This is a genomic window from Vreelandella gomseomensis, assembly GCF_031451645.1.
Lineage (GTDB): Bacteria > Pseudomonadota > Gammaproteobacteria > Pseudomonadales > Halomonadaceae > Vreelandella > Vreelandella gomseomensis.
This window is the reverse complement of the sequence record NZ_JARWAI010000003.1, coordinates 121,376-144,180: the sequence shown is the minus strand read 5'-3', so window position 1 is coordinate 144,180 and position 22,805 is coordinate 121,376. Positions and strand designations below refer to the sequence as shown.

The 22,805-nt window shown below is 62.9% G+C and carries 23 protein-coding genes and 1 pseudogene; 19 read left to right on the top strand and 5 right to left on the bottom strand.

Annotation, left to right across the window (positions count from 1 at the left end; all coding sequences use genetic code 11):
* Positions 1-39 precede the first annotated feature (39 nt).
* Both QC815_RS04790 and QC815_RS04785 read right to left on the bottom strand, forming a co-directional pair.
* Positions 40-1,299 carry a heme biosynthesis HemY N-terminal domain-containing protein gene (locus QC815_RS04790; protein WP_230445548.1) on the bottom strand — a complete coding sequence of 420 codons (1,260 nt, stop codon included), beginning with the start codon at positions 1,297-1,299 and terminating at the stop codon, positions 40-42.
* Positions 1,296-2,315, bottom strand: coding sequence for a uroporphyrinogen-III C-methyltransferase (locus tag QC815_RS04785; protein WP_230445549.1), 1,020 nt, complete (start codon positions 2,313-2,315; stop codon positions 1,296-1,298). Before QC815_RS04785 ends, QC815_RS04790 begins: the two co-directional genes overlap by 4 nt.
* On the opposite strand from QC815_RS04785, the gene QC815_RS04780 reads away from it, so the two are divergent.
* The gene (locus tag QC815_RS04780; RefSeq protein ID WP_309767234.1) at positions 2,314-2,742 is read left to right on the top strand and encodes a hypothetical protein; all 429 of its coding nucleotides are present in this window, start codon (positions 2,314-2,316) and stop codon (positions 2,740-2,742) included. The two genes, QC815_RS04785 and QC815_RS04780, sit on opposite strands and share 2 nt — an antisense overlap.
* A 36-nt stretch (positions 2,743-2,778) precedes the next feature.
* Here the strand turns inward: QC815_RS04780 and QC815_RS04775 are convergent.
* A pseudogene (locus tag QC815_RS04775) lies at positions 2,779-3,557 on the bottom strand (uroporphyrinogen-III synthase).
* Positions 3,554-4,498, bottom strand: a complete 945-nt coding sequence (gene hemC, locus QC815_RS04770) for a hydroxymethylbilane synthase (protein ID WP_230445552.1) — start codon at positions 4,496-4,498, stop codon at positions 3,554-3,556. Before hemC ends, QC815_RS04775 begins: the two are co-directional and overlap by 4 nt.
* A 136-nt stretch (positions 4,499-4,634) precedes the next feature.
* Here hemC and QC815_RS04765 point away from each other — a divergent pair, with 136 nt between their 5' ends.
* The 8 genes from QC815_RS04765 to QC815_RS04730 all read left to right on the top strand — a co-directional run bounded on the left by QC815_RS04765 (position 4,635) and on the right by QC815_RS04730 (position 13,198).
* On the top strand, positions 4,635-7,088 hold the full coding sequence (locus QC815_RS04765; protein ID WP_230445553.1) for a sensor domain-containing protein: 2,454 nt from the start codon (positions 4,635-4,637) through the stop codon (positions 7,086-7,088).
* Between the two features lie 84 nt (positions 7,089-7,172).
* On the top strand, positions 7,173-8,579 hold the full coding sequence (gene argH, locus QC815_RS04760) for an argininosuccinate lyase (RefSeq protein WP_230445554.1): 1,407 nt from the start codon (positions 7,173-7,175) through the stop codon (positions 8,577-8,579).
* Entirely contained in the window at positions 8,576-8,686 is a 111-nt protein-coding gene (gene lptM, locus QC815_RS04755; protein ID WP_230445555.1) for an LPS translocon maturation chaperone LptM, read from the top strand. Before argH ends, lptM begins: the two co-directional genes overlap by 4 nt.
* Positions 8,687-9,958, top strand: a complete 1,272-nt coding sequence (gene lysA, locus QC815_RS04750) for a diaminopimelate decarboxylase (protein ID WP_309767229.1) — start codon at positions 8,687-8,689, stop codon at positions 9,956-9,958.
* Complete coding sequence (dapF, locus tag QC815_RS04745; protein ID WP_230445557.1) at positions 9,958-10,791, top strand: diaminopimelate epimerase; 834 nt, start codon at positions 9,958-9,960, stop codon at positions 10,789-10,791. The genes lysA and dapF overlap by 1 nt, the downstream gene beginning before the upstream one ends.
* A gap of 61 nt (positions 10,792-10,852) precedes the next feature.
* Entirely contained in the window at positions 10,853-11,563 is a 711-nt protein-coding gene (locus QC815_RS04740) for a DUF484 family protein (protein ID WP_230445558.1), read from the top strand.
* Complete coding sequence (locus QC815_RS04735) at positions 11,556-12,464, top strand: tyrosine recombinase XerC (RefSeq protein WP_230445559.1); 909 nt, start codon at positions 11,556-11,558, stop codon at positions 12,462-12,464. The genes QC815_RS04740 and QC815_RS04735 overlap by 8 nt, the downstream gene beginning before the upstream one ends.
* Positions 12,461-13,198, top strand: a complete 738-nt coding sequence (locus QC815_RS04730; RefSeq protein WP_230445560.1) for an HAD family hydrolase — start codon at positions 12,461-12,463, stop codon at positions 13,196-13,198. The genes QC815_RS04735 and QC815_RS04730 overlap by 4 nt, the downstream gene beginning before the upstream one ends.
* On the opposite strand, the gene yihA is transcribed toward QC815_RS04730, so the two are convergent.
* Positions 13,192-13,830, bottom strand: a complete 639-nt coding sequence (gene yihA, locus QC815_RS04725; protein ID WP_230445561.1) for a ribosome biogenesis GTP-binding protein YihA/YsxC — start codon at positions 13,828-13,830, stop codon at positions 13,192-13,194. The two genes, QC815_RS04730 and yihA, sit on opposite strands and share 7 nt — an antisense overlap.
* 334 nt (positions 13,831-14,164) lie before the next feature.
* Here yihA and QC815_RS04720 point away from each other — a divergent pair, with 334 nt between their 5' ends.
* The 10 genes from QC815_RS04720 to dtd all read left to right on the top strand — a co-directional run bounded on the left by QC815_RS04720 (position 14,165) and on the right by dtd (position 22,802).
* Positions 14,165-14,785: a c-type cytochrome gene (locus QC815_RS04720; RefSeq protein WP_230445562.1), complete on the top strand. Its 621-nt coding sequence runs from the start codon at positions 14,165-14,167 to the stop codon at positions 14,783-14,785.
* A gap of 112 nt (positions 14,786-14,897) precedes the next feature.
* Positions 14,898-15,530, top strand: a complete 633-nt coding sequence (locus tag QC815_RS04715) for a thiol:disulfide interchange protein DsbA/DsbL (protein WP_230445563.1) — start codon at positions 14,898-14,900, stop codon at positions 15,528-15,530.
* 32 nt (positions 15,531-15,562) lie between these two features.
* The gene (locus QC815_RS04710; protein WP_309767226.1) at positions 15,563-16,372 is read left to right on the top strand and encodes an endonuclease/exonuclease/phosphatase family protein; all 810 of its coding nucleotides are present in this window, start codon (positions 15,563-15,565) and stop codon (positions 16,370-16,372) included.
* A 98-nt stretch (positions 16,373-16,470) separates the two neighbouring features.
* The gene (locus QC815_RS04705) at positions 16,471-17,031 is read left to right on the top strand and encodes a TRAP transporter small permease subunit (protein WP_230445565.1); all 561 of its coding nucleotides are present in this window, start codon (positions 16,471-16,473) and stop codon (positions 17,029-17,031) included.
* Complete coding sequence (locus tag QC815_RS04700) at positions 17,031-18,440, top strand: TRAP transporter large permease (RefSeq protein ID WP_230445566.1); 1,410 nt, start codon at positions 17,031-17,033, stop codon at positions 18,438-18,440. Before QC815_RS04705 ends, QC815_RS04700 begins: the two co-directional genes overlap by 1 nt.
* A gap of 178 nt (positions 18,441-18,618) precedes the next feature.
* Positions 18,619-19,731, top strand: a complete 1,113-nt coding sequence (locus QC815_RS04695) for a TRAP transporter substrate-binding protein (protein WP_230445567.1) — start codon at positions 18,619-18,621, stop codon at positions 19,729-19,731.
* 117 nt (positions 19,732-19,848) lie between these two features.
* A complete protein-coding gene (gene thiD / locus QC815_RS04690) occupies positions 19,849-20,679 on the top strand; it encodes a bifunctional hydroxymethylpyrimidine kinase/phosphomethylpyrimidine kinase (protein WP_230445568.1) in 831 nt (276 codons plus the stop codon).
* 133 nt (positions 20,680-20,812) lie between these two features.
* Entirely contained in the window at positions 20,813-21,655 is an 843-nt protein-coding gene (locus tag QC815_RS04685) for a universal stress protein (protein WP_230445569.1), read from the top strand.
* A 70-nt stretch (positions 21,656-21,725) separates the two neighbouring features.
* On the top strand, positions 21,726-22,313 hold the full coding sequence (locus QC815_RS04680) for a chalcone isomerase family protein (protein ID WP_309767223.1): 588 nt from the start codon (positions 21,726-21,728) through the stop codon (positions 22,311-22,313).
* A 51-nt stretch (positions 22,314-22,364) separates the two neighbouring features.
* Positions 22,365-22,802, top strand: coding sequence for a D-aminoacyl-tRNA deacylase (gene dtd, locus QC815_RS04675; protein ID WP_309767221.1), 438 nt, complete (start codon positions 22,365-22,367; stop codon positions 22,800-22,802).
* Positions 22,803-22,805 lie beyond the last annotated feature (3 nt).

The window sequence follows — 22,805 nt, the reverse complement described above, 5'->3', positions numbered from 1 at the left end:
GTGCCCGCAGGCACCTTTTTCAGTGGCAGCCGTGCGACGCTAGGCGCGCTTGGCGGCTTTCTTGCTGCCCGGTTGGCTATCGCTGGCATCGCTTGGCTGGGGCAGCGAAGGCAGCGATTTGGCCAGCATTTCCACGCTGTGGCGGTAGTACAGCTGGCTTTTGTTGTGCTCGCCAAGGCTTGCGTAAAGCCGGGCAAGCTCGGCGCAGACCACGCCGCTGGGGCGTTGACGCTGGCTGGCTTCAAAGTATTCCTGAGCCTTGGTCCACTTGCCGGTGCGCAGCGACAGCCGCCCGCAGGCCAGCAACAGCTCGGGGTCGTTGGGCCGCTCCTGCAGCCACTTCTCGGCCTTGGCAAGCTGGCGCGCCGGATCCACGTTAAGCAGTCCGTAACGCTTGACGAGGCGAGCGTCCCAGTGGTGGTCGAGAGAGTGGTTCAGCAACCGCTCGGCAATGGTATCTTCGTTGGCCTGCAGCAGCGCTTCGGTGTAAAGCACGATGAGCTCGGTCTTGCCGCGCAGGTAGTCGGGCATGTCGGCCCAGAGGCTGCGCACGCGTTCGATATCGCTGGGGTTCTGGGCTTCGAAGATGATCAACTCGCGATACGCCTTGAACTCGAGCTCTTCGCGCTCCTGCTGAGAGATCAACTGCTGCGCCGCCAGTCGCGGAATCAGCCGGCGTAGTCCTTCCCAGTCGTTGACGCTCAGGAACACCTGCTTGAGAAGCTTGAGTACCTGCGGATGGTTCGACAGCTGCTTGTCCAGGCGGTTGAGAATCGCCAGGGCTTCTTCGGGCTGCTGGCGGTCGATCAGCAATTGCGCCTGCATCAGGCCAATCGCGGTATCGGCGCCTTCGGTCGTCAACTGGGCCTGGTTGATATGTTCCTGAGACTGGGTGTAGTGGCCCTGATAGTGCGCCGCCAGGGCGGCCGACAGGTAGTTGACCAGCGGCGTGCTGGAGTCGTCGGCGGCTTTCACCAGGGTTTTTTCGGCGCGCTTCCAGCGCCCTTCGGTCATCGCCACCAGGCCGCGTACGGTACGCTTCATGGCACGGCGGTTGCGGGCGCGGCTGTTCCAGGTGCGAAAGCGTCCCACCGGGCGAATCATGCCGCTGAGCAGACGCAACGCAAAATGCACCACCAGGAAAGCCGCCAGTAGCAGCACCAGACCGAACCAGAAGGAGGTTTGAACCGAGGTATCACCGACGCGTATCAGCCAGTAGCCGGGCACCGACATCATCAGATGGCCAAACAGTGCTCCGACGGCGAGCCCGGCAACAATCAGCAGGATGAGCTTTCTCATGACTCACCTCCCTCTTGCTGGCGCGACGCGTGACGGTTGTCGATAAAGTCGGTCATGGCTTGCTGCGACCCGCTGATATCGGGCAGCTCGGGCTCGACGGTCACCTGCTGGAGCTCTTCAAGACGCTCGATGACGCGCTGGGCTTCTTCACGTGAGGTGTCGTAGTAGCGGTCAAGCAGATCGAGCGCCTTGCCGAGGCTCGCTTCATAGAGTCCCTGTTCTTCCTTGAGCAAGGCTAACTGGGCCTGCTCGATGATCAGGCGCAGGCTTTGCCGCAGGTAGGATTCCTGCTCAGGCGTCACCAGCGCTTCAAGGGCTTCGTCGTGATGGCGAATCATCACCAGGTCTTTCAGCTCTTCGCCAAAGCGGGCCAGCTGGCGCTGGAAGGTGCCGGTGGGGGGCTGTTCAATGCTTGAGGTCACGGCGCGCTCTTCCACGTCCTGGGCAAGGCGTAGGCCGGCCACGCGCTCCTGCTGGGCATTGAGAGTCAGATAAACGCCGGTGCGGTCAAGGCGGGGCACCGAGTCCAGTGCCGCCAGTTCGCTGGCGATTTCGCGGCGAACCGGGGTCAGGGCTGGGTTGTCGGCATCCGCCAGGCGACGGTCGGCGGTGCGCAGCAGGGCGGCGGCGCCTTCAACGTCGCCTTCCAGTTGCAGACGCTGGTTGGCCAGGCGCAGCAGATAAGCGGCCTCAGCATGCAGCCAGTCGCGTTCGTCGGTTTCCTGTTCCTGGGACAGCTGATCCAGCACGTTGTCCAGGGTGTCGTCGACGTCGCTGCGATAGTCAGCAAACTCATTGCGCAGTTCGCTGACGGTGCTCTCAAGCTGCTCTTGGCGGGCTGCCTGGTTACTTTCAAGCTGAGCGGCAAGCTCGTCGACCGACTGCTGTGTGGCGCTGCCCTCGGCGCGGTCGCTGAGTTCAGTCAGCCGCTGCTGCTGGGCTTCCAGACGCAGCCAGCCCTGCCAGGCCAACACGCCCACGATGATCGCCAGTATCAGCACCAGCACGACGGCCATGCCGCCTTTTCCCTTGCCGCCGCCCCCGTTGTTTGGAGGAGGGGTAGACGGCGTGCCGGCCTTGTCGCCACCGGATGACGCGGTTGAAGACGTCGAGGCGGTGTGGGTGGTCGTCTCTTGGGCAGCAGCGGACGGCTTGGATGAGGTGTCCGACGATGACGTTGCCTTTGTTTCCCCACTGGAGGAGTGCTCGGCCGCCCCGCCTTGTGACGATGTGTCTTGCTTGGCGTTTTTCTGGCGCCGTCGCGAACGCTGTCCGCTGGACGAGGAAGTAGACGGCTGCGACGACGAAGAGGTCGACGTATCGGAGGAGGAGGGGTCGTTGCCTCCGGAGGATCGGGTGCCGGTCGTCGAGGACGACGACGACGACGCGGTCGCCTTGTCCTCAGGCGAGGTATCCGCCGGATGCTTCTGGGTGTCGTCCTGATCGCTTGTTTGTTTGCTCATCTGTCGCTAGCCCTTATTAAGTTCCTTGATCGACATCGGCACCCGCTGGGTCTAGGCCCGAGCCAACGCGGCGATTAACGCCGGTGGTGTGGCTCCTGACGCCACGATGGGGCTATGAAACCCCAGTCTTTCAGCCAGTGTAGCCAAACGGTGGCTGGAAACGATTAGCGGTTGGTTCAACGCTGCCGGTTGGCACCATTTTGCCAGATGTTCTAACAGTTCGCCGCTGGTAACGACCAACGCCCGATAATCACCCGTGGCGAGATGTGCCTGCATGGTGTTCGGCGGCGTCAGCAGGCAGCGCCGGTACACGGCCAGGCGAGTCACCTGGGCGCCGCGGGCGGCCAGGGTATCCGCCAGCAGCGCGCGCCCGCCTTCTCCCGCCACGATCAATACGCGCTGGTGGGCCAACGTCTGCAGCGACGCCAATCGCAATAGCGCTTCGCTGGTGTCCTCGCCGGCCGTTGCCGGCGGCAGATGCACGCGCACGCCGAGCCGGTCGTGAAGGGCGGCGGCGGTGGCTTGCCCCACGCAGTAATAATCGATGCCCACCGGCAGCTGCGGCCAGTAGCGATCCAGCGCCTCGCTCAGGCAGCCGGCGGCAAAGGGACTGACGACCACTATCTTATGGTAGTGGTCGATGTCCAGCCAGGCCTGGCGCATGGCGGCGTCTTCAGGCAGCGCCTGCAGCTGCATGACGTCCAGGGTATCGACCGGGTACCCCGCCTGGCGTAGCGCCTCGGCGAGAACGCGGCCGCGATCTCCTGGCCGAGTGATGAGTACCGGCAGCGTCATATCTCGTTGCCGTATACCTCGGCGAGAATCTTGCCCGCTCCCTGATCCAGCAGGTCTTCGGCGATGCGAATGCCCAGCGCCTCGGGCTCGTGCATGGAGCCGTGGCCTTCAGCACGGAGCACCTCGGTGCCCTCCGGGTTGCCCACCAGCCCACGTAGCCACAGGGTCTCGTTGTCGAGGTCAAGCACCGCGTGGCCGGCAATGGGCACCTGGCAACCGCCTTCCAGTCGGGTATTCAACGCCCGCTCCGCACGCACACGCGTTGCCGTATCAGCATCGTCCAATGGCGCGAGAAGTGCAATCAATTCAGGATCATGAAGGCGACACTCGATGCCCAGGGCGCCCTGGCCGCAGGCCGGCAGGCAGATTTCGGGGGGCATCGCCTGGGTGATGCGGTCATCCAGGCCGAGGCGTCTGAGGCCCGACGTGGCGAGGATGATGGCATCGAATTCGCCGTCATCCAGCTTGCCCAGGCGGGTCTGGACGTTGCCGCGCAGGTTCAGGATGCTCAGGTCAGGCCGTGCCTCGCGCATTTGCAGGCCGCGACGCAGGCTGGCGGTGCCGATGCGCGCACCTTCGGGCAGCTCGTCAAGGCTACGGTAATGGTTCGAGACAAACGCATCGGTGGGGTCGGCGCCTTCCAGGATCACCGACAGCCCCAGGCCTTCGGGAAAATGCATGGGCACGTCTTTCATGGAATGCACCGCGATATCGGCGCGGCCATCCAGCATGGCGTCTTCCAGCTCCTTGACAAATAATCCCTTGCCGCCAATTTTGGAAAGCGGGGTATCGGTGATCTTGTCGCCCTTGGTCGAGAGTGGCACAAGTTCAACCTCAAGCTCGCTGTGCACCGCCATCAGACGGTCGCGAACATACTCCGCTTGCCACATCGCCAGTTGGCTTTTCCGCGTGGCGATGCGTAGTTTGGTGATAGATGCCACGTTATGCTCCTTTTGCCGCTGACACGGCCCTTTGAATTATGATAAGTCTCATCATAAAGCACCCGGCTACCCAGTAAAAACAACCGATGCCGCAAGCGGCCCGAATGCAAACCATGCTGCTTAACCAGGATACCCTATGACGCCCGCCGCACCGCATGGACAGCTGGATCAATTTTTCCTGCTTTCCCATGACCTGTTCTGCTGTATCGACCTGGACGGACGGATGCTGCAGGTGAACCCGGCATTTGAAAACCTGTTGGGCTATACCGCCGATGAACTGCTGGGCAAAAAAGCCGTGAAGGTGATCGACAAGCGCGACCACGCCTTGATCGAGGCGATGCTGGCTCGCCTCGTCGCGGGGCTTGAGGTCGCGACCTTTGAAGTGCGCGCGCGCTCGGTGGCGCGGTCGCTGCACTGGCTCGAGGTCGACCCTTCCCGGGGCGACGGGGTGGTCTACGTCGTGGCCCGGGTGGTCACCGAGCGCAAGCGCGTGGAAGAGCAGTTATGGCGCACCCAGCAACTGTTCGAGATCGTTGGTGAAACGGCCTTGATCGGTGGCTGGTATGTGGATCTCGACGAAGGCAGGCCCATCTGGTCCGACGAAGTCTGTCGTATCCACGGCGTCACGCCGGGGTACCAGCCTTCCTATGAAGATGCCGTGGGGTTTTACGCGCCGGCGTCAAAGCCGCGCATCAAGGCATGTTTTGTCGCCTGCTGTGAACAGGGCATCGACTTCGATGAAGCCCTGGAAATCATCACCCGCGATCATCAGACCCTCTGTGTGCGCGTGATCGGCAAGGCGGTTCGCGACGGCGACGGCAACGTGATTCGGGTGCAGGGCTCCACCCAGGACATCACCGCCAGCAAGGCCACCGAGCGCCAGCTCCAGCTTCTGGAACGCAGCGTTGAATCGAGCACCAATGGCATGCTGATCGTCGAGGCGGGGCATGCCGATCTGCCCATCGTGTACGTCAACACGGCCTTTGAGCGGATCACTGGCTATACCCGGCAAGAAGTCAGGGGGCGCAACTGTCGTTTCCTGCAGGGTGAAGACACCGACCCGCGAACCGTCAAGCAGTTGCGCCAGGCGATTGTGGCGGAGTCCGAAGTTCATGTGGTGATTCGTAACTACCGTCGCGGTGGCGCGCCGTTCTGGAACGATCTCTATATTTCGCCGGTACGCGATGAAGCGGGTCAGGTGACCCACTTCATCGGCGTGCAAAACGATATTTCCGAACAGCGCGAGTACCAGGCCCAATTGGCCTACAACGCCAGCCACGACGCGCTTACCGGCCTGCCCAACCGCATGCTGCTCACCCAGCGCCTGGAGCAGGGCTGTATGCTGGCCCGCCGCTACCAGCGTCACCTGGCCGTGCTGTTTGTCGATCTGGACGACTTCAAGCCGATCAACGATACCCTCGGCCATGAGGTCGGTGATTTCATTCTCGTGGAGGTGGCCAAGCGGCTGGAGGAGGAGCTGCGCCCCTGGGATACCATCGCGCGTTTCGGCGGCGATGAGTTTGTCGTGCTGCTCCCCGACCTGGCCCATGAAAACGACGTGATTCAGGTCGTCGAGCGGATTCTCAATCGTCTTGCCACGCCCTACTGGCAGCGCGGCAGCGAATTGCGCATTACCGCGAGCATCGGCGTGGCGATGAGCGACGGGACGATCAGTGACCCGGTCCAGTTGATTCAGCAGGCCGACCTGGCGATGTACAAGGCCAAGCGTCGGGGGCGCAACACCTGCCAGTGGTACACCGAGGATCTCAATCGCAAGGTAAGTGAACGGGTCAGCCTGCGCAACGCGCTGCAGCAGGCGATCGAGCAGGAGCAGTTCGAGCTGTACTTCCAGCCGCAGATGCACGGCCTCAGCGGCCGGGTGATTGGCGTCGAAGCGCTGATCCGCTGGCACCACCCCGAGCGCGGCTTTATTCCCCCCGGGGACTTTATCGGCCTGGCGGAAGACACCGGGCAGATCATCCCGGTCAGCGACTGGGTACTGGCCACCGCCTGCCGCGTTGCCAAGCAGCTCAATGCGTTGGGCCACGGCCCGATCACCATGGCGGTGAACGTGTCGCCGATGCACTTCCAGCGTCCCGGCTTTCTGAAAGCGATTGAGCAGGTGCTGGAGGAAAGCGGCCTGGCCCCGCACTTGCTGGAGCTGGAACTGACCGAGGGCGTACTGATGGACAGCGCCGAGCAGGCCATCCAGGCGCTCCAGGGGCTGCGTCAGCTGGGCGTGCACGTTGCGCTGGATGATTTCGGCACCGGTTTTTCCAGCCTGAGCTACCTGAAGCGCCTCCCCATCAACAGAATCAAAATTGACCGCTCCTTTGTGCGTGATGTCATTACCGACCGCCACGATGCCGCTATCATCGACGGGGTTGTGGCAATGGCCGGAAAAATGGGACTCGAGGTGCTGGTCGAGGGCGTGGAAACCGCTGAACAGTTTGGCTACCTTGCGCAGCGCCGCTGCGATTACTTCCAAGGCTACTATTTTGCTCGCCCCATGCCATTAAGCGACCTGCGTGCTTTTTTGGCGTCGCCCCCTGCGATTGCGGCACCGGAGGCATTGATGCCGTCGTCATGAAAACGGCGTGCCGCTCCCGTGGGCGACTCTGTTACACTTTCCGCTATTCGACTCTAATTGTTTTGTCAGCAGGATACGCTTCCGATGAGCCAAGCTACGAACCAGTCCTGGGGCGGTCGCTTCAGCGAGCCCACCGATGCCTTTGTTGAGCGCTTCACCGCGTCCGTCACCTTTGACCAGCGCCTGGCGCGCCAGGATATCCAGGGCTCCATTGCCCATGCGACGATGCTGGCCCGGGTGGGGGTGCTCACCGACGACGAGCGCGACGCGATCATTACCGGCCTGAGCGAAATCAAAGGCGAGATCGAGCGCGGCGAGTTTGACTGGTCGGTGCCCCTGGAAGACGTGCACATGAACATCGAGGCACGGCTGACCGACAAGATTGGTATCACCGGTAAAAAGCTGCACACCGGCCGCTCGCGCAACGACCAGGTAGCCACCGATATCCGCTTGTTCCTGCGTGACGAAATCGACGTCATCGACGCCGAGCTTGTCCGCCTGCGCGAGGGCATGATCGAGCTTGCCGACCGTGAAGCCGATACCATCATGCCGGGCTTTACCCATCTGCAGACGGCGCAGCCGGTGACCTTTGGCCACCATCTGCTGGCCTGGCAGGAGATGGTCGCCCGCGACCACGAGCGCCTGCTCGACTGCCGCAAGCGGATCAACGTGATGCCCCTTGGCGCCGCGGCGCTGGCCGGCACCACCTACCCGATCGACCGTCACGTGACCGCCGAGCTGCTGGGCTTCGAGCGCCCGGCGGAAAACTCGTTGGACGCGGTCTCCGATCGCGACTTCGCCATCGAATTCACCAGTTTTGCCAGCATCCTGCTGATGCACCTGTCGCGCATGAGCGAAGAGCTGGTGCTGTGGACCAGCGCCCAGTTCGATTTTATCGACCTGCCCGACCGCTTCTGCACCGGGTCGTCGATCATGCCGCAAAAGAAAAACCCCGATGTGCCCGAGCTGGTGCGCGGCAAGACGGGTCGTATCTATGGCCACCTGATGAGCCTGCTGACACTGATGAAGTCCCAGCCGCTGGCTTACAACAAGGACAACCAGGAAGACAAGGAACCGCTGTTTGACGCGGTGGATACCGTGCGCGACTGCCTGAAAGCCTTTGCCGACATGGTGCCCGCCATCGAGCCCAAGAAAGCCAGCATGTTCGAAGCGGCCCGGCGCGGCTTCTCCACGGCGACGGACTTGGCCGACTACCTGGTGCGCAAGGGCGTGGCTTTCCGCGACGCTCACGAGATCGTCGGCCAGTCGGTGGCTTACGGTCTGAAGACCGAGAAAGACCTGTCGGAAATGACCCTCGACGAGCTCCAGCAGTTCTCCGCCACCATCGAGCAGGACGTCTTCGAGGTGCTGACGCTTGAAGGTTCCGTGGCGGCGCGCAATCACATCGGCGGCACCGCGCCGGATCAGGTGCGCGCCGCTGCCCAGCGTGCCCGCGAAGCGCTGACCGCAGTAAAAGGAGAGGCGCAATGAAAAAAATGGCCGTGCTCGCCGTGGTCGCGCTGCTGCTGGTCGGCTGCGGACAAAAAGGGCCGCTCTACCTGCCCGATGACCCTAACGCCGACGAACAGGAGGGCTAAGTGGACCATTTCAACGATCGTGACGGCCTGCTGTTTGCCGAGGATGTGCCGCTTGACCAGATCGCCGAGACGCATGGCACGCCGTGCTATGTCTATTCGAAGGCGACTCTGACGCGTCACTTCCGCGCCTATACCGACGCGCTGGGCAGCCATCCGCATTTGATCTGCTACGCGGTCAAGGCCAACTCCAATATTGCCGTGCTGGGGCTGCTCGCCAAGCTGGGCGCCGGCTTCGACATTGTCTCGGTGGGCGAGCTGGAACGGGTGCTCAAGGCCGGTGGCGACCCGTCCAAAGTGGTGTTTTCCGGCGTGGCCAAGCAGCCCCAGGAAATGGCCCGGGCGCTCGAAGTAGGCATCAAGTGCTTCAACGTCGAGTCGCGCCCCGAACTCGAACGGCTCAACGCCGTCGCGGGCGAGCGGGGCCAGGTGGCCCCGGTATCGCTTAGGGTCAATCCCGACGTGGACGCCGGCACCCACCCGTATATTTCCACCGGCCTCAAGGACAACAAGTTCGGCATCCCCGTCGACGATGCGCTGGAGGTCTACGAGCTGGCGGCGAGCCTGCCCCATCTGCAGGTCAAGGGGCTGGATTGCCACATCGGCTCGCAGCTGACCGAAACCGCGCCGTTTCTGGATGCTCTGGAGCGCTTGCTGGTGCTCATGGAGCGGCTGCGCGAACGCGGCATCGAGATCGACCACCTGGACCTGGGCGGCGGTCTTGGCGTGCCCTACCGCGATGAAACCCCGCCCCACCCGTTTGACTACGCCAGCCAGCTACTGGACAGGCTGGCGCGCTGGGAAGGCGGCGAGCAGCTCACGCTGCTGTTCGAGCCGGGCCGTTCGATTGCCGCCAACGCCGGGGTCATGCTGACCCGGGTGGAGTTTCTCAAGCCCGGCGAGACCAAGAATTTTGCGATTGTCGACGCTGCCATGAACGACCTGATCCGACCGGCGCTGTACCAGGCGTGGCAGGCCATCGTGCCGGTGGACAGCCGTCTCGCGCGCGCCACCGCGACCTATGACGTCGTCGGCCCGGTATGCGAAACCGGTGATTTCCTCGGCCAGGGGCGCGAGCTGGCGATTGCCGCTGGCGACCTGCTCGCCGTGCGCTCCGCCGGTGCCTATGGGTTTGTCATGGCCTCCAACTACAACAGCCGCCCGCGACCCGCCGAGGTCATGGTGGATGGCGAGCACTGCTACGTGGTGCGCGCCCGCGAAACGCTGGAAAACCTGTGGGCCGGTGAAGCGCTGCTGCCCGAAGGAGCCTGCTGATGCTGCTGCACTTCACCAAGATGCACGGCCTGGGCAACGACTTCATGGTGGTCGACCTGGTCACCCAGCGCGCTCGGTTGCGCGACGAGCAGATTCGCCAGCTGGCCGACCGGCGCTTCGGGATTGGCTTTGATCAGCTGTTGGTCGTCGAGCCGCCCCGCGACCCCGACATGGATTTCCGCTATCGGATTTACAACGCCGACGGTAGCGAAGTCGAGAACTGCGGCAACGGCGCGCGCTGCTTTGCGCGCTTTGTCCGCGAGCAGCGCCTGACCCACAAGCACGAAATTACCGTGGAAACCGCCGGTGGCCCGCTGGTATTGAACGTCCAGCACGACGGCATGGTGCGTGTCGACATGGGGCGGCCGCGCTTCAATCCGGCCAGCGTGCCGTTCGACGCGCCGGGCGACCAGCCGCTGCACGATGTCGAAGTGGATGGTGAAACGCTGCAACTGGGTGTGGTATCAATGGGCAACCCCCACGCGGTACTGCAGGTGGATGACGTCGACCGTGCGCCGGTCGAGCGTCTCGGCCCGCTGCTCGAAGCCCACCCGCGCTTTCCCAAGCGTGTGAACGTGGGATTCATGCAGGTGCTGTCGGCAAGCGAAATCCGCCTGCGGGTATTTGAACGCGGCAGCGGCGAAACGCTAGCCTGTGGCACGGGGGCTTGCGCCGCCGTGGCCAGCGGTATCCGCCAGGGACTGCTGAAAAGCCCGGTACGCGTTCACCTGCCGGGCGGAGAACTGAGCATCGAATGGCCGTCTCCCGACGCCCCGTTGATCATGGTGGGCCCGGCTATTCGTGTGTTCGATGGCCGGGTGGCGGTCAATTAACCCAGCGCTTGCTAGCGGGCTCTAAAGCGAACAGTCTTTGACTACCCCAAGGAGAACGGCGATGTCTCAAGCCCCGGAACCGCGCAAGACGCTCGACCCCGATCAAGTTGCGTTTTGGCTGGCGCGGCATCCCGATTTTTTCGTGGGTCGGGAAGGCCTTTTGCAGCAGCTACAGGTGCCGCATCCGCATATCGAAGGGGCGGTGTCGCTGCTCGAGCGGTTGGTGATCGACCTGCGTCAGCGCGCCGAAACCGCCGAGGGGCGCCTCGAGCACCTGTTGGAAACCGCCCGCCACAACGAAGCCCAGTACCGTCGTCTGCGCGAAACGCTGCTGGCGCTGGTGGAGGCCGATACCCGCGATGCCCTGGCCCAGGCACTGGCCACGCAGCTCAGCGAGCGCTTCAACACGCCCGCCATGGCGCTGTGGTGCCCCGCGTCGTTGAGCGATGCGGAGCCGTCGCCTCCCCAGCCGCCGCGCCATGTGCTGGATCAGCACGCCAGCGCGCGGCTGGCAGCGCTGCTCGATGGCCGCACCAGCCGCTGCGCCAAGCTCAGCGTCAGCGACTGGAAGTGCCTGCTGCCCCACGTGAAAGTGCCGCGCAAGGCTGGCTCGTGCGCGATTTCGCGGCTGTCGGCGGGTGAGCCGCTGGGCTACCTGCTGCTGGCCAGCCCCGATGCCGATCAGTATCGCGCCAGCATGGACACGCTGTTCACCGAGTACCTGGGCGACATCGTCGCGCGGCTGCTGATACGCCTGACCCCGCATGAATGACGCTATTCTTCGCCAGCACGCCGAGGCGTTTCTCGCCGCGCTCGGGCGCCACGCCAGCCCGGCGACCGTGGCCGCCTACCGCCAGGATATCGAGGCGCTATGCGGCTTTGTTGATCGCCAGGGGGAGCCTGCCAGCGCGTTCGATCAGCACCTGATGCGCGCGTTTCTGGGCGCCGAGCGGCGGCGAGGGCAGTCACCCCGTAGTCTGGCCCGCCGCCGGGCAGCGTTATCGCGGTTTGCCGACCATCTGGTCAAGCAGGGCGAGATCGCCGATAACCCACTGGATCTGGTGCGCACGCCCAAGCAACCGAAACACTTGCCCCGCCCGGTAGATGTCGACACCCTCTCGCGCTTTCTGGATGCGCCCCACGACGATTCACCGCTGGCGCGTCGCGACCAGGCCATGCTGGAGCTGTTGTATTCGAGTGGCCTGCGTCTGGCGGAGCTGGCGGCGCTCGACCTTGATGCCTTGCAGGATCGACGTGTCCGCGTACTGGGCAAAGGCGGCAAGCCCCGCCAGGTGCCGGTGGGGCAGCGCGCCCGGCAGGCGCTGGACGCCTGGCTGAGCGTTCGGCCCCAGTTGGCGACCGACGCTGAAACGGCGCTGTTTGTCGGCCAGCGAGGCAGCCGCCTGGGCCACCGGGCGATCCAGAAACGCTTGGCCCAGTTGGCCATCGAGCGGGGGCTGCCGGAGCATCTGCACCCTCACCGGCTGCGCCATTCCTTCGCCAGTCACCTGCTCGAATCCAGTCAGGATCTGCGGGCGGTGCAGGAACTGCTCGGTCACGCCAACCTCTCGACCACCCAAGTTTACACGCGGCTGGACTGGCAGCATTTGGCGACCAGCTATGATGCCGCGCATCCCCGGGCGAAACGCCGCCCGACACGGAGTGAACCATGACTTCTCTGAAGGCGATTACCTTCGACCTGGACGATACGCTCTGGGACAACAGCGGCGTAATGGCGCGCACGGAAGCCGGCCATTACGGCTGGCTGCTGGACGGTCTGGCTGGCTGGCTTGCGGAACGCGACTGGCCAACGCTTGCCCTGGGTCATGACGACGGCCTGCAGGATTACCTCGAGCGCCGTCTGCAGCTGGCCCGCGAGGTGCCCGAACGGCGCGGTGACTTTACCTGGCTGCGCCTGCGCGCCCTGGAGGCCCAGCTGGAAGCGCAAGGCCTGCCACGCAGTGCCGCGAGGCTGTGGGCGGCAGCGGCCATGAACGAGTTCCATCGCCTGCGCGTTCAGGTGACCCCGCATCCCGAGGCGGCCGATCTGCTGGCGGCCCTGGGGCGACGCTATCGGCTGGGGGCGATTACCAACGGCAATATTCACCTCAAACGCCATCCGCTGTCGGGCTATTTTCCGGTGGCCATTGCCGCCGGTGAGCTGTTGACCCCCAAGCCTGACCCCAAGGCATTTCTCACCGCGCTTGAGCGCCTTGACGTGGCACCGCAAGACGCCATGCACGTGGGGGATTCGTGGGAAGAAGACATCGTGCCGGCCAAGCAGCTGGGCATGCACGCGGTGTGGATCAGCGAGACACGCGGCACCGCGCTGCCCGAGGGCGTCCATCAGATTGCCCACATCAAGGAGCTGCCAGGCGTACTGGCGAGGTTGAACGTACCCTACTGAGGGGGCGTTTTCAGCCATTCATCCAGACGCTTGGCGAGGGTATCGACGCCGTCTCGCTTGAGCGACGAAAACAGCTGCACCGAGACCAGGTCTTCCCATTCCTTCAAGCGCGAACGTACCTGTTGCAGCGCCGCGCTGGCGGGGCCTTTTTTCAGTTTGTCGGCCTTGGTGAGCAGAATATGCACCGGCATATTACGCTCGTCGGCAAAGCCCAGCATCATCTGGTCAAACTCGGTCAGCGGGTGGCGCACGTCCATCAACAGCACCAGCCCGCGCAGGCTGAAACGCCCTTTCAGGTAGTCGGAGAGGTGCTGCTGCCACTCGAGCTTGACCGCTTCCGGCACCTTGGCATAGCCGTAGCCGGGCAGGTCGACCAGGCGACGCGCCTCATCGTTCATGACGCTGAAAAAGTTGATCAGTTGTGTGCGGCCCGGGGTGCGTGACGTGCGCGCCAGCGCTTTCTGCTGGGTCAGCGCGTTGATGGCGCTGGACTTGCCGGCGTTGGAACGCCCTGCAAAGGCCACTTCGGCACCGGTATCGTCCGGGCAGAGGGCAAGCGTCGGGGCGCTGGTCATGAACTGCGCCGTGGGGTAATTGAGTCGCACAGCTGAACTATCCTGGTGGGTAGGCATGGCATTGATCCTGACGAACAAAGATGAAAACAATGAATAAAGGGTGGCCATGAATGCGCGACGACAGTGGCGAACACGATGGATGACAACACAGGCGAACGGCCGGATGACGCCTTGCCACGAGTACTGCGGGACAATAGCATTTCCGCTATTCCGAGGCTTCGCTATACTGCCCTTAGGGCCGTCTGTGACCGAGGCTAGTGTAACACCGCGCTTTGCCGGGCAGCGACCAACGTGGACAGTTGTTTCTCCTGGTGGTGGTTTATCACCCGAGTGCGTTCACCAACCGTGTGAATGACTGATAACGTTAACGACGAATAACAATGGACGAGCGATGAGAATGCTACTGGCAAGCCTGGCGATGACTCTGGGTGTCGTGGGCACCGCTTCTGCCGACCCCAGGACGGAGGCCGACGCTGCCGCCGGTGAATCCCTGGCGACGCCCTGTGCGGCGTGCCATGGGCAAGCGGGCATCAGTCCTACGCAGACCTTTCCGCATCTGGCGGGTCAGCAGATGTCCTACCTCGCCAAACAGATCATGGATATTCGCGACGGCCGCCGCGAGGTGCCGCAAATGGCCGGGCAGGTAGACGACTACAGCGACCAGGATGCCTGGAACGTGGCGGCGTTCTATGCCGAGCAGGATGCCCACCTCGGCCAGGCCGACGATGACGCCGAGCTGCTGGCCCGTGGCGAAGCGCTTTATCGGGCCGGCGACCAGCAAAAGGGCATCCCCGCCTGCAGTGCCTGCCATACGCCAACCGGGGCGGGTATCGGCAGTGCCGCTTACCCGGCGCTGTCGGGGCTGCAACCCGACTACACTGTTTCGACCCTGCAAGACTTTGCCGCCGGCGACAGGGCCAACGACCCCAACGGGGTCATGCGTGATATCGCCGCGAAAATGACCGACGACGATATGCAGGCGGTGGCGAACTATCTGTTGGGTTTGAATTAAACGACCCGCCTCAATAAGCTGACGATTATTATCGCTTTTTCGGTCGAGTGCGGAACCCTGGTGCGTCGCTGGGGTCTCACGCAGGCTTTCCCACGGAGGAGAAATAGCCACTATGTTTAAAATGTTGATGGTTGCGGTTGCCGGATTGAGCCTGTCAGCGGCAGTCAGTGCCCAAGAGCTTGTCGAAGGCCAGCACTACCGGGCGCTCGAGAAGCCGATCGATACCCAGGTGGACGATGGTCAGATCGAGGTCCTGGATATTTTCTGGTACGGCTGCCCGCACTGCTATCGTCTGCAGTCATTCGTCAATCAATGGGAAGACACGCTCGATGACGACGTCACCCTGGTCAAGATGCCCGCGACCATGGGGGGCGACTGGAACACCCACGCCACAGCCTTCTATGCCGCTAAAGAGCTGGGCATCGCCGACGAGATGCACGCGGATTTCTTCGACGCCATCCATCAGGATAAGCGTTCGATGACCGACAGCGACGAGATCGCCGCCTTTTTCACCCACTACGGCGTCAGCGAAGAAGAAGCCCAGGAAGCCCTGACAGCCTTCAACGTGCGCAGCAACGTCAACAAGGCCAACAGCCGCATGCGTGACATGCGCCTGATGGGCGTCCCCGCCCTGGTCGTCGATGGCCGCTACGTGGTAACGCCGAGCAGCGCCGGCAGTCTGGAAAACATGCCGAACATCGCCGATGCGCTGGTCGACCAGGTGCGCGAAGCGCGCGATGAGTAACGCCGTTTGACGGTCGGGGTATGGGATTGACCATGAATGAGCTGGAGGCTCGCAAGCCGCTGCTGAGCAGCGGCCATTTACGTCTGCTGACCTTTAATCTCCAGGTCGGTATTCAAACCTCGGCGTATCATCACTACGTGACACGCAGCTGGCAGCACTTCCTGCCCCACCCCCGCCGCCTGCAGCGCCTGGACATGATGGGCGAGGTAATGGGCAAGTTTGACGTGGTGGGCCTGCAGGAAGTCGATGGGGGCAGCTTTCGCTCAAGCCGCATCAACCAGGTGGAATACCTGGCCACCCAAGCGGGTATGCCTCACCATTTTCAGCAGCTCAACCGCAACCTCGGGCGAATTGCCCAGCACAGTAACGGGCTGCTGTCGCGCCTGGTACCCAGCCAGATAGAAGAGCACCGTTTGCCGGGCGCCATGCCCGGGCGCGGGGCCATTCACGCACGTTTTGGTGAGGGACCGGATGCGCTGCATATTTTTGTGGCGCATCTGGCACTGAGTCACCGTGGTCGCGTGCGACAGCTGAACTACCTCAGCGATATCATCCAGCCACTGCGCCATGTGGTGGTCATGGGTGATCTGAACTGCACGCCGGATCAGCTGCATGCCCACGAGCGTTTCAACGCGTCGCTGCCGCTCCACCCGGTCAAACCCCTGCTGAGCTACCCCTCCTGGCAGCCGCGTCGGGCGCTGGATCACATTCTGCTTTCCCAATCCCTCGAGGCGGTGGACGTTCAGGTGTTGGATCACCTGTTTTCTGACCACCTCCCAATCGCTGTCGACCTGCCACTTCCCGACGCTTGTCTGGCGGCGATTCGCGCAAGCGTTAAATAATCGCCATGGCGTGGCGCCCACAGGCGCTGCAATGTCCGCGTATATGCGCTATTGTCTGGGGCGCTGACTCCCCTAGCCGTATGACGCGAGACACTTTCATGTCGGACACTACACAACTACCTGCCTTTATCGGTGCGCTGGACCGCGCTTCGGAGTGGTTCGGACGCACCCTTGCGTGGCTGATCATCATCATGATGCTGATTCAGTTCGCGATTGTATTGCTGCGCTATGCCTTCAGCGTGAACAGCATTTTCATGCAAGAGCTGGTGATGTACATGCACGCCAGCGTCTTCATGCTCGGCGCTGCCTACACCTTTCGCCACGACGGGCACGTGCGGGTGGATATCTTCTATCGCGGTATGACGCCGCGCCGCCAAGCCCTGATCAATATCGTGGGCATTATCATGCTGTTGATACCGGTGATGATTTTCATCATCGCCTCAAGCCTGGGGTACGTGGCCAACGCCTGGCGCATTCTGGAAACGTCTCCCGACTATGGCGGTATTCCGGCAGTGTATGCGCTCAAAACCCTGATCCCGCTGTTTGCCCTGCTGATGATCGTTCAGGGCGTGATCGAGGTGGTGCGCAATGGCTATGTGCTGACCGGGCGAAGCGTACCGCCCGGCACGGATGATACCCATCTTGAGGAGCGGGTTTGATGCTGGAATTCATGCCGATCGTGTTATTTGCCGTTATCTGCATCGTGCTGATGTTCGGCTTCCCTGTGGCGCTCTCGCTGGCGGGCACGGCGCTGCTGTTCGCCGGTATGGGGCTGGGTCTCCAAGCCATGGGTATCGATGCCAACTTCGACGCCGGCTACCTGGCCGCCCTGCCCAATCGCCTGTACGGCATCATGACCAACCAGACGCTGCTGGCGGTGCCCCTGTTTGTCCTCATGGGCGTGCTGCTGGAAAAGTCCAAGGTCGCGGAGACCCTGCTCGACGCCATGGCGCTGCTGTTCGGTGCCATGCGCGGTGGCCTGGGCATTTCGGTCACCCTGGTGGGCATGCTGATGGCCGCGTCCACCGGTATTGTCGGCGCGACCGTGGTTACCATGGGCCTGATGTCGCTGCCCACCATGCTGAAGCGTGGCTACAGCACGTCGCTTGCGACCGGGACGATCTGCGCCACCGGTACGCTGGGCCAGATCATTCCGCCGTCCATCGCGCTGGTACTGCTCGGTGACGTGCTGTCCTCGGCGTACCAGCAGGCGCAGCTGGATATGGGCATTTTCAGCCCCAAAACGGTGTCGGTGGGTGATCTCTTCATGGGCGCGCTGGTGCCGGGCTTGCTCCTGGTCGTGATGTACATGAGCTACGTGGCGCTGGTGGCGTGGCTGCGTCCCAGCATGGCACCGGCGGCGGATCGTCAGGAACTGATGGAAGAGCTTGGCCACACCAAGGGCCTGGGCATGCTGCTGCTCAAGGGCCTGGTACCCCCGGTGGTGCTGATCGTGGCGGTGCTGGGCTCGATCCTCAGCGGTTTTGCCACGCCCACCGAAGCGTCTGCGGTAGGCGCCTTCGGTGCGCTGGTGCTGGCGCTGGCCTATCGCCAACTCGATTGGGCAACCCTGAAGGACGTACTGCGTTCGACAACGAACGTCACCACCATGGTGTTTCTGATCCTGATCGGCGCGGCGCTGTTTTCGCTGGTGTTCCGGGCCTACGGTGGTGAACATATGGTCACCGAGCTGTTTGAAGGCATGCCCGGCGGCGTGGTGGGCGCGACCATCATCGTGATGCTGGTGATCTTCCTGCTTGGCTTCATCCTCGACTTTATCGAAATCACCTTTGTGGTGGTGCCGATCGTCGGGCCGATTCTGCTAGCCATGGGCCTCGACCCTATCTGGCTGGGTATCATGATCGCCATCAACCTGCAGACCTCGTTTCTGACGCCGCCGTTCGGCTTTGCGCTGTTTTATCTGCGCGGGGTGGCGCCGCCGTCGGTGCCCACGTCGGCCATCTATCGCGGGGTGATTCCGTTTATTCTGATGCAGCTGGGCATGCTGTTGATGCTGACCTTCTTCCCGCAGCTGGCGACGTGGTTGCCCGCACAGTTCGGCGGCTAGCCATTAGTTGAAAGTCGCCGCTGCTATCAACGCAAGGACGTGACAACCTTAATACTGACACTGTTAAATAACGCATCAACCATTTGCAGCAAGCCGCTTGGTCCAATGCCCGAGGTGCTCGGCCGAGCGGTGTTTTCCTACTCATAACAGTAATAATAGAAAGCTAGAGGGTTCATGTATGAAAGTTAAAACACTCCCCGTCGCCATTGCCATGACGACCGCGATGTCTGCCAGCCTGCTGGCGGTGTCGAGCCTCGATAATCACGCCCAGGCGCAGGAAGAAGAGTTCCGCTGGAAAATGGTCACCTCCTGGCCTAAGAACTTCCCGGGCGTCGGCCAGGGGCCTGAGCGCCTCGCCGAGCTGGTCGATGAAATGTCGGACGGCCGTCTGACCATCGAAGTGTTCGGTGCCGGGCAGCTGGTGCCGGGCTTTGAAGTATTCGACGCCGTGTCCGATGGCACCGCCGAGCTGGGTCATTCCGCTTCTTACTATTGGAAGGGCAAGGCGCCGGCCGCCCAGTTCTTTGCTGCCGTGCCGTTTGGCATGAACGCCCAGGAAATGAATGCCTGGCTGCACTTCGGCGGCGGCATGGAGCTTTGGAACGAGCTTTATGACGACTTCGGTGTCGACGTACTGGTGGCCGGGGCGTCCGGCGTCCAGATGGGCGGCTGGTATAACAAGGAGATCAATTCGGTCGACGACCTGGACGGCCTGAAGATGCGCATGCCGGGTCTGGGCGGGGAAGTGATGAGCCGCATGGGCGTGGCGATCGTCAACATGCCGGGCGGTGAGATTTTCACCTCGCTGCAGTCAGGCGCGATCGATGCCACCGAGTGGATCGGCCCGTACAACGATCTGGCCTTTGGTCTGCACCAGGCGGCCGATTACTACTACTATCCGGGCTGGCACGAGCCGACCGTCATGTTCGAGGCCATCGTCAACGAAGAGGCCATGGCCGAACTGCCTGCCGACCTGCAGGCCATCCTCACCACCGCCATTCGTGACGTCAACGCCAACGTGCTGGACGAGTACACCGCGCGTAACAACGATGCGCTGGAAACCCTGGTCAACGAGCACGATGTCGAGCTGCGCCGCATTCCCGACGATGTGCTGGCCCAGGCACGCGAGCACTCTGCAGACGTAGTGGCTGAGCTGGCAGAATCCAGCGAGATGGCGACGCGTATCTACGAGTCCTACAGTGCTTTCCAGGATAAGGTCGAGGATTACCACGCGATCTCCGAGCAGGCGTACTACAACGCCCGTAACCCGGAAGGTGATACCACTGAGTAATCTGCGCATCGCCGCATGAAATGGCCGCCTTAGGGCGGCCATTTGCGTTCAGGGGCAGCGCAAACGTCCCAGCTTGAGTATCCTGGGTCACTACTGACGATTCTGCTGAGGAACCCCATGTCTACCGATTCCCGCCTTCGCAACGTGCTCACCATTGCCGGCTCCGACCCGTCCGGCGGCGCCGGGCTTCAGGGCGATCTCAAAACCTTCTCGGCGCTCGGCGTGTACGGCACCAATGTGATTACTGCGGTCATTGCCCAGAACACCTGCGGCGTGGCCTCGGTGTATCCCGTATCCCCCCAGGCGATTCGCGAGCAGCTTGACCATCTGCTGGGCGACGTCACCATCGATGCGGTCAAGATCGGCATGGTCGGCAGCCGCGACGTGGCTGAGGTGATCGCCGAGGCGCTGGGTCGGCGGCGGCCGCGCTGGATCGTGCTCGACCCGGTGATGGTGGCCAAGAGCGGTGATATCCTGGTCGATAATGAAGGCATCCGGGCGGTGCGCGACATTCTGGTGCCGCTGGCGGACGTTATCACCCCCAACCTGCCCGAGGCCGCCGTGCTGCTCGACGCACCATCGCCGGCCACGCTGGATGACATGGAGGCGCTGCTGCCGGGCTTGACCCAGCTGGGCGCGCCCTACGTGGTGCTCAAGGGCGGGCATCTGCGCGGCGAAACCTGTCCCGACCTGCTGGCCACGCCCAGCGAGCACCGCTGGCTGCCGGCCTCGCGCATTGCTACCGAGAACCTGCACGGCACCGGCTGCGCGCTATCGTCGGCGATCACTGCCTGCCTGGCCAAGTTGCCCGTTGACGCCCCGCAAGGGGCGCCGGTAGCGGCGATCAGCGACGCCAAGCAATGGTTGCATGCTGCCCTTGAGGCCAGCGTAAGGCTGGAGGTGGGGCGCGGACGTGGCCCGGTGCATCATTTTCACGCCTGGTGGTAAGCGGGTTGGCGCGCAAGTGTCACCATCGCGCTCTGGCTAGCTTGCGCAATAGCCCGTTGCGCACCATGCTAAAGGGTGTTCGCATGCAGGCTGGCTAAACAAGGCTGAGTTGCTCGGCCGAGGAGCGTTTGCGATGACCCGTACCGTATTGTTTGCCACTGACCTCTCCGCCGAAAACCGCGCCGCCTTTGCCAGAGCCTTGCGCCTGGCTTACGCCGACGGCGCGCAGCTCGATATCATCCATGTGCTCGACCCTTACCTGCCCCGCCGCGTGTTTCACGATGTGGAAGCGGCGGTGGTGGATGATATTGCCGCTACTCTCAACGATATTCGCGAAGATTACGCCCTGGAAGCGCCCCAGACCCTGATCCAGACCGTTGCCGGGGCGCCTTACGTGGAAATTATCCGCGAGGCCCACGAGCGTCAGGCAGGTCTGGTGGTGGTGGGCATGCACCGCAAGCGCGGGCAGAAAGACCTGCTGATGGGGGCTACGTCCATGCGTATCCTCCGCAGTGCCCCTTGCCCCGTCGTCGTGGCCTCGCAGCCGCCCACCCAGCCCTGGCAGTCGATACTCGTGCCGATCGACTTTTCGCTGACGGCCCGGCATAGCCTGCGCGAGGCGTTGCAGCGCTTTCCCGACGCCTCGCTGACGCTTTTGCATGCCTGGCGCCTGCCGGGGGAGCGGGAACTGGGCTCGCATCCGTATTACGCCCAGTGGCGCGACCACGAGGTGGCGCGGCTGCGTGAGCAGCTCTCCAGGGAAATCGACAGCCTGATGAGCGAGCTTGCCGGGGTGCCCGACGTTGAGCTGGTGCTGGAGCACGGCGCGCCGTGCGAGGTGCTTGGCGGCTACATCAAACGCCATACGCCGGATCTCGTGGTGATCGGTAGCCGCGACCAACCGCATCACGCCAGTGAGCTGACGGCCATGCTACTGAGCGAGCCGCACTGCGATGTCATGCTGTGTCGCGTATGATTGTACGGAACTTTTATTGGCAATAAGAGTAGTATAGGTGCTGTCTTGCACAAACAAGAGGGGCCTTGCTATGCCATCACTTACAAAGATTGTCGTGTCACGCAGTGTCGGCGTCTGGCTCGCGGGCGCATTGCTTCTGCTCGGGTCGAGTGGGCTCTGGGCGCAAACGGTGAGCGAAGAGGGCGAACGCTTCGAGCGCAGCCTTGAAGAGAACGGTCAGCGCTACGAACTGATCGGCAGCGGCGTGTTCACCTACATGATATGGACCGCCTATGCCGGGGCCTACTATCAGGTGGAAGGCGAGACCGACCCCCAGCCGCAGCGCGATATCCCCCGTCGTCTTGAACTGGCCTACTTCCACGATATCGAGGCCGACGAGTTCGCCGAAGCGACCACCGAAACCCTCCAGGAGGCGCTGAGCAGCAGTGACTTCCGCGCCCTGGAAAGCGATCTTGAGGCGATCAACGACAGCTACCGCGATGTGGCGCCTGGGGATCGCTACGTGCTGAGCTGGGATGGAGATCAACTGCGCCTCGTTCTCAACGGCGAGACGCTGTTCGAAGGTGGCGATGCCGCGTTTGCCAATGCCATGTTCGGCATCTGGCTGGGCGAGGAACCGCTGGGCGATGACTTTCGCGACGCGCTGCTGGGCAGGTAATCACACGGTCTGAAGGCGCGTTATACTGGTGCTTTTGCGGGAGGAAGCGGTGTGAAAGCACTTATTCAGCGGGTTAGTCGCGCAAGCGTCGACGTCGACGGGCAGTGCGTCGGCGCGATTGACCAGGGGCTACTGGCGCTGGTGGGCATCGAGAAGGGCGATAGTGACGCCGACGCCGACAAACTGCTCCACAAGCTGCTTCACTACCGTGTCTTCAGCGACGCCGACGGCAAGATGAACCAGAACGTCCAGCAGGTCGACGGCGGCCTGCTGCTGGTGTCGCAGTTCACCCTGGCTGCCGATACGCGCAAAGGACTGCGGCCCAGCTTCTCGAGCGCCGCGCCCCCCGCTGAAGGCGAGCGGCTGTTCAACTACCTGGTGACCCAGGCACAGGCCGCCTGGCAACACGTGGCCACCGGTGAGTTCGGCGCCAACATGCAGGTCTCGCTGGTCAATGACGGGCCGGTGACCTTCTTGCTGGAAAGTTAGGGG

Excerpts from the sequence above, each read along its gene's own strand:
- QC815_RS04790 (WP_230445548.1), bottom strand. The coding sequence starts at position 1,299 with ATGAGAAAGCTCATCCTGCTGATTGTTGCCGGGCTCGCCGTCGGAGCA.
- QC815_RS04780 (WP_309767234.1), top strand. The coding sequence starts at position 2,314 with ATGCCGCCTTTTCCCTTGCCGCCGCCCCCGTTGTTTGGAGGAGGGGTA.
- QC815_RS04785 (WP_230445549.1), bottom strand. The coding sequence starts at position 2,315 with ATGGCCGTCGTGCTGGTGCTGATACTGGCGATCATCGTGGGCGTGTTG.
- QC815_RS04765 (WP_230445553.1), top strand. The coding sequence starts at position 4,635 with ATGACGCCCGCCGCACCGCATGGACAGCTGGATCAATTTTTCCTGCTT.
- argH (WP_230445554.1), top strand. The coding sequence starts at position 7,173 with ATGAGCCAAGCTACGAACCAGTCCTGGGGCGGTCGCTTCAGCGAGCCC.
- lptM (WP_230445555.1), top strand. The coding sequence starts at position 8,576 with ATGAAAAAAATGGCCGTGCTCGCCGTGGTCGCGCTGCTGCTGGTCGGC.
- dapF (WP_230445557.1), top strand. The coding sequence starts at position 9,958 with ATGCTGCTGCACTTCACCAAGATGCACGGCCTGGGCAACGACTTCATG.
- QC815_RS04740 (WP_230445558.1), top strand. The coding sequence starts at position 10,853 with ATGTCTCAAGCCCCGGAACCGCGCAAGACGCTCGACCCCGATCAAGTT.
- QC815_RS04735 (WP_230445559.1), top strand. The coding sequence starts at position 11,556 with ATGAATGACGCTATTCTTCGCCAGCACGCCGAGGCGTTTCTCGCCGCG.
- QC815_RS04730 (WP_230445560.1), top strand. The coding sequence starts at position 12,461 with ATGACTTCTCTGAAGGCGATTACCTTCGACCTGGACGATACGCTCTGG.
- yihA (WP_230445561.1), bottom strand. The coding sequence starts at position 13,830 with ATGCCTACCCACCAGGATAGTTCAGCTGTGCGACTCAATTACCCCACG.
- QC815_RS04720 (WP_230445562.1), top strand. The coding sequence starts at position 14,165 with ATGAGAATGCTACTGGCAAGCCTGGCGATGACTCTGGGTGTCGTGGGC.
- QC815_RS04715 (WP_230445563.1), top strand. The coding sequence starts at position 14,898 with ATGTTTAAAATGTTGATGGTTGCGGTTGCCGGATTGAGCCTGTCAGCG.
- QC815_RS04710 (WP_309767226.1), top strand. The coding sequence starts at position 15,563 with ATGAATGAGCTGGAGGCTCGCAAGCCGCTGCTGAGCAGCGGCCATTTA.
- QC815_RS04705 (WP_230445565.1), top strand. The coding sequence starts at position 16,471 with ATGTCGGACACTACACAACTACCTGCCTTTATCGGTGCGCTGGACCGC.
- QC815_RS04700 (WP_230445566.1), top strand. The coding sequence starts at position 17,031 with ATGCTGGAATTCATGCCGATCGTGTTATTTGCCGTTATCTGCATCGTG.
- QC815_RS04695 (WP_230445567.1), top strand. The coding sequence starts at position 18,619 with ATGAAAGTTAAAACACTCCCCGTCGCCATTGCCATGACGACCGCGATG.
- thiD (WP_230445568.1), top strand. The coding sequence starts at position 19,849 with ATGTCTACCGATTCCCGCCTTCGCAACGTGCTCACCATTGCCGGCTCC.
- QC815_RS04685 (WP_230445569.1), top strand. The coding sequence starts at position 20,813 with ATGACCCGTACCGTATTGTTTGCCACTGACCTCTCCGCCGAAAACCGC.
- QC815_RS04680 (WP_309767223.1), top strand. The coding sequence starts at position 21,726 with ATGCCATCACTTACAAAGATTGTCGTGTCACGCAGTGTCGGCGTCTGG.